Source organism: Paenibacillus sp. P4_E11 (assembly GCF_056401635.1).
The window spans coordinates 1-5,752 of record NZ_JBFUIX010000182.1 but is presented as its reverse complement, the minus strand read 5'-3'; the positions used below and the strand labels follow the sequence as shown (position 1 = coordinate 5,752).

Sequence of the window (5,752 nt, the reverse complement as noted above, 5' to 3'; positions counted from 1 at the left end):
GATCTGTAGGGGTTAAACAAAGCGCAGGATATAAAGTCGAGTATTATAAAGGATACGAGAATACAGCAGGAAATTGGATCAATGCAGTGGGGTATTCTTTGGAAGCATCCCAATTGACCGGCGATTGGCAGCCATATAAGGCTGAGACGGTAGCTCCCAGAGGAGCGAAGTACGCATACGTGTATCTCCGTTTGTACGGTACTGGCAAAGTTTATTTTGATGATGTTGCTGTCAAGGTCAGCAAGCAGAAACCGATGATGTCCTTTTTGATGGATCATAATTATTATTACAGCGACTTGACGCAAGGAAAAGTTAGTTTGACTTTGAATATACCGTCAGAAGCACTTCATTCTAAGAGAGTGGAAGTACGAATAATTGACGAAGCTTCGGAGGAAATTATTCAACAAAGCAGCGATTTGGCCGCAGCATCAGAGATGGAGATTCCGTTCGATTTAACCCACATGGCGCTGCAAAAACCATACAAGGTAGAGGCTGTACTCAAAGATGGGAATGGGCAGATCATCGAGGAATACGGAACAACCATATATCGGTGGGATCGCCCCGAAGCGCTGCCCGCCAACGGACCTATTCTTGTAGACAACGAGCCATTCTATCCGATCATTGCCTACCATGCCGATACAAGCGATTATGCCCGTATGCAGGAAATAGGTGTCAATACAGTTCAGGGCAAAGTAACGACCAGTGAAGCCGTTTTGCAACATATACTAGACACGGCACAAGCGAACAACCTGAAGGTGCTCGTACCGCTGTATCCCAATATGAAGGTAAAGGAAAATTTCGAACTAAACCGCCAGTTTATTAGCCGATTCAAGAATCACCCAGCGTTGCTTGCATGGATGATCATGGATGAACCAACTCCAAATGGTATCCCTGTGGAGGAATTGCTGGAATCTTATCGGAATATCAGATCAATCGATACGATTCATCCCACTTATATGGTAGAAATTAATGCGGAGGATTACGAAATTGCATCGAAGGCAACAGATATTTTCGTCATTGACCATTATCCGTTGCCAAGTACTCCGATTTCGACTCTTACCGATCATGTGGAGGCCGCAAACAGAGCTGTTAGAGATCAAAAACCGGTCTGGTCATTGCTGCAAACCTTCCGTGTACCGGGTACGGTATGGACTTATTTGCCGACCATTGACGAGATTCGCAATATGGCATATCAGGCGGTCCTATCGGGTGCACAAGGAATCGGGTATTATTCCCTTCGTGATCCGGGCTGGAACCTAATGACTTCCGAGCTATGGCCAGGCCTTGTTCGTTTTCGAACGGAGCTACAGCTCATTGCTGAACTGGTCACGAGATCACAGAAAACAGCAGGTTACAATTCGGACACGACGCAATGGGGTTTATGGCAACATGGAAACGAGCAATATGCAGTCGCCCTCAATCTAACCAAGCAACAACAGACAGTATCCATTCCGCTCGACTTTAGCGGTTACGAGCTGGAGTTGTTGTATGGCGATCAGCCCGACGTCAGCAGCAGTTTGGACAATAAACTGGATGTGACGCTGCGGCCGGAACAGGTTCTGATCTACAAATTAACCCCGTTTTCGATTTCAATACAGAAAGCAGAGTCGCTGATGCAAGACGCCAGATCGCTCATTCAACACAACGCTTGGAACGCTCGGACGACGCAACTCATCGGACAACTGGAAAATATTAAGAACGAGTTGACAGCCAGTACGCCAAACATGGGGACAGTAGTAAACAAGTCCATCCTTGTCCAACACAAATTGGATCTGCTCCAGTTATKGGTGACGCAGCAGAATGATTCCGCGATCGAAGAAAAGCGCGATCAACTGCTGGCTGCGATCCAGCAAACGGGAGATTGCCTCGATTCGATAGCAGGCTCCTTGATCCGGGTAGATTTTCAGACCGTTCCGGTTCCGATGATTGCAGGAGATACTGCAACCATAACCGTTCAATTGCATCATTTGGCTGATGCCGATTTCTCGGATCTGAGCGTTACTGTCGAATTCCCGGATGCCGCTGATGCATCGCACGCTACAGAAAGTGTCGGAACCTTGCAGAAAGGAGAAAACGTCCAATTCGAGAAAACCTTCGATATACGTGCGGATGCCGTTGGACAGTATCCGGTTACGTTAAAGACCGAATTTCGGTATAAGGGAACGTTGGTTTCAAACGTACAGTCGCAGACGTACGAGATCCGGAAGATGGTTGATATGAAGGTCGAACCGGGCACAATTGAGGCTAAACAGGCGGGAAGCTATCCGTTTGTCATCCAATTGAATAATCAATCGGGCAAGCCTGCAGAAATCGAACTGATTGGACAGGTGCTGGATGGGGCTGGCGGACTATCGGTGGCCTTGACAAGATCATCATTCGTGCTGGCAGCACACGAGAAAACGACTGTTCAAGGGACAATAAACATAGCTTCTTCTGTTACAGAGGGGAAATATTTATTTGCAGTACTATCGAAGGTAAATGGAATCGCGAATAAGGATTTAGGACTCGATGTAATCGTTGATAAAAATATGGTATATAACGGAAGCTTCGAACAGCATCCGATATTAGGGGGGCTGGATGGTTGGTCATTGCGGACTTCGGGGATCTGGGATTCTCAAACCGTCCATAGCGGCCAGTATTCCGTCGGTTTATCGCCTGACGTTACAAATCCGAATAACAGGATCAATTCAACTAAGTATACGATTGACGTTACACCAGGTGAAACCTATCTAGTCCAGGGATGGATGAAAAACGAATCAACAGCAGGCAGCGTTGTATTTGGTTTGAGAGAAATCAGCAGTTCCGGAACGACTGTCCGCCAGACATTTAAGGCAGCGGACAAGGGATCTGATTGGAAACAATATGAACTTCGATTTACGGCACAGCCTACAACAAATAGGGTTGATATCGTGTTCCAGATGGATACGGCCGCCAATGGAAAGGCGTGGCTGGACGATGTGTATATGAGAAAGTTGCTAGTAGTTGCCAATCTTGATCCTGGCATCATAGAAGTTAAGCGGCCAGGTAGTTATCCTTTTGACGTCCAATTGACCAATTATACGAACGATAATTTAACTGTAGACCTATCGCACTCCGATTTGGAAGGAATCACGATCGAATTGGAACCGTTTGTTGAAGTGTCTGCACACGGGAGTATGGTTGTTCATGGTAAGGCAATCATATCTTCATCCGTCACAGAAGGGGTGTATGGGCTTGCGATAGAATCGAGGATTGGAGAGAATGTACTTTCCGTTCTGCCGTTGCAAATAAATTATGACCGGAATCTGATTCATAACAGCGGATTTGAAAAACAATCTGCGTCTGGCAATAAACCGGATGGTTGGGCGTTGAGAAGTGCGGATGCGCATTGGGTTCACGATGTGTTCCATAGCGGACAAAGCTCTGTCCATTTATCGCCAAACAGTCAAAATGCTATGATCAGGGTTAACACTACGACGTACACGATTGAAGTTACGCAAGGGGTAACCTATCTGGTTCAGGGATGGATGAAAAACGAATCGACGGCCGGCAGCGTTGTGTTTGGAGTGAGAGAAATCAACAGCTCCGGGATGACTGTCCGTCAGACATTCGTTACAGCTGACAAAGGATCCGATTGGAAACAATACGAATTTCAATATACGCCCCAACCTAATACAACCAAAGTCGAGATCGTGTTCCAAATGGATACGGCCGCCAATGGAGATGCTTGGTTGGACGATGTGTATATGAGGAATGTCTCCGAATAGAGAATGTTGGCGGTTCTGACTAAATGGAGCGAAAGCATGGATAGTAAGGAAGACGGGGCTGAGAACTCTGCGTCTTCCTTTTTTTTCGGTTAGAGCCGATGTTTTTTGCGGAATTCTGATGGGGTAATGCGTAGCTTTTTGGCGAACAGCCTACTGATGTAGGAACCGTTTTGATATCCGCATTGTTCTGCAATTTCCTCCAGGTTCAGATCGGATTCACGCAAAAGAGAGCGCGCGCGCTCCAGCCGAAGCGAGGTCAGATATTCGAGGGGGTTCATCTTGTAGGCAGCGGCAAACCTTCTGGAAAATTGAACGGGCGTCAAACCGAAAGCAGTGGCAACATTCAGCAAGCTGACTTCCGCGAAGGCTTGGCGTTTGATCGACATGGCGGCCTGGTCCATTAAAGGATCGGAGGTCGTCCTTTCGATGTGCATGGGAACCAAATGATGCTCCGTTGCATACAGAAACAACAGATCATCCAGCAGGTGGTCGACCCACCTCAAGACATGATCGGAAGCCACAGTATGAGGAAAGGAGCGCAAAGAAGCGAATACCGATTTCAACCGATTCGTTTCGGTAAGCGAAGCTTTTCCTGAGAGTCTTTTCGCCAGTTCTGGATCGTGCGACACCACAGTGCCTTTATCAACATGTATCCAATCAAAGTAAAAATAATGAAACGATAGCGGCATAATCACTTTACGGTGAAACAGAATACCAGGTGGACAGAACACCAGATCCCCGGCAACAGCTGTTCCACGTGCATCCCCAATCCAATAAGCAAATTCTCCATCCTCCACAGCAAAAGCACACCATTTCTCATACTTGTCCGTTTCTTTGGAAAATTGGCTCTTTCGGTTCCAATATACATAATATTTCGCTTTTGATCGAATTTGCCAAAGCTTGGACATACGGCTGTCCCTCCTAACCTTTTCATGAAAGAACATCTATACTATGTTATAAGAATGTACATTTTAAAGTAACTGGTCTAATAGTAAAATTGAAATAGCGTATAAAACCGCTATCAGAAGTAATGTGAAGGGAACATCTTAAAGGGGTGCGGATAAACAGAGAGGGAAACCTATCCCTGCCCATCATACCAGCGCTAGTGGCAACAGGTTAAGGTGACTCAGAAATTAAGCGAGGAGGGAAAGGAAAGCACAAGTTGCGATAACGGCTGCCATGGACCATGTAGTGGCCGACAAGATTTTGGAAAGGACCAAGAAGATGGAAATCGATTTTGTTCTCTTCTGATTATAGTTACCCTTATTTTTTTATGTCAATGGTTTTATGGGAATTTGCGAAATTTGTCTTAAAATGTTGTCGATTTCTAATGTTAGACTCGTAACCAAAAATAGGAGGGGTTAAATTGAAAAAAAATATTCAGTTAGCAGTGGTTTCTTTGTTAGCGCTCTCATTATCAGCTTGCAGTACTGGTGATAACGGTACTTCATCTCCATCTCCGTCTACAGCTCCAGAAGCTTCAAAAGCACCAAAAGAAATGAAACTGAAAATCGGTCTTCCAGGAGCTTATGACGTAACGAAGAAGGAAATAATTGACGGCTTTATTGCAAAATTTCCTAACATCAAGACAGAGATCGTCGAAGCACCTTGGAGTGATTTTTCGACAAAGATCACAACGGAAATCGCGGGCGGTACTGCTCCTGATATTTGGTTTCAGGAAAATGCGATCATACTTGGATATGGGAACCGCGGCGTTGCCGAAGACTTATCCCCTTATATCACTAAAGATTTAAAAGATGCCGACTATATATCAGGGCTCTATGCAGCAAAAGCGCCTAACGGTAAGGTATATGGAATACCACATGGGATTAATCCGGTAGCGCTCGCTTACAATAAGAAAATGTTTACGGATGTAGGGATTCCGCTCCCGACAGATAACTGGACTTACGAGGATATGTTAGATGCAGCCAAGAAATTGACAAAGGACACGAATGGTGACGGCAAGACGGATCAATATGGATTCGCTGTTTCGTCAAGTATTACCC

3 protein-coding genes are annotated in these 5,752 nt (G+C 45.6%); 2 read left to right on the top strand and 1 reads right to left on the bottom strand.

Annotated features, from left to right (window positions below; genetic code table 11):
* A partial coding sequence (locus tag AC1DWB_RS30630; protein ID WP_477544881.1) for a carbohydrate binding domain-containing protein occupies window positions 1–3,746 on the top strand: 3,746 nt, incomplete at its 5' end.
* A gap of 89 nt (window positions 3,747–3,835) precedes the next feature.
* Here AC1DWB_RS30630 and AC1DWB_RS30625 read toward each other — a convergent pair.
* Window positions 3,836–4,654 (bottom strand): helix-turn-helix domain-containing protein, encoded by an 819-nt coding sequence (locus AC1DWB_RS30625; protein ID WP_477544880.1) that lies wholly within the window; start codon window positions 4,652–4,654, stop codon window positions 3,836–3,838.
* A gap of 458 nt (window positions 4,655–5,112) precedes the next feature.
* Between AC1DWB_RS30625 and AC1DWB_RS30620 the strand changes: the two genes are divergently transcribed.
* Window positions 5,113–5,752: ABC transporter substrate-binding protein (locus tag AC1DWB_RS30620; protein ID WP_477544879.1), on the top strand; the 640-nt coding region annotated here is incomplete at its 3' end.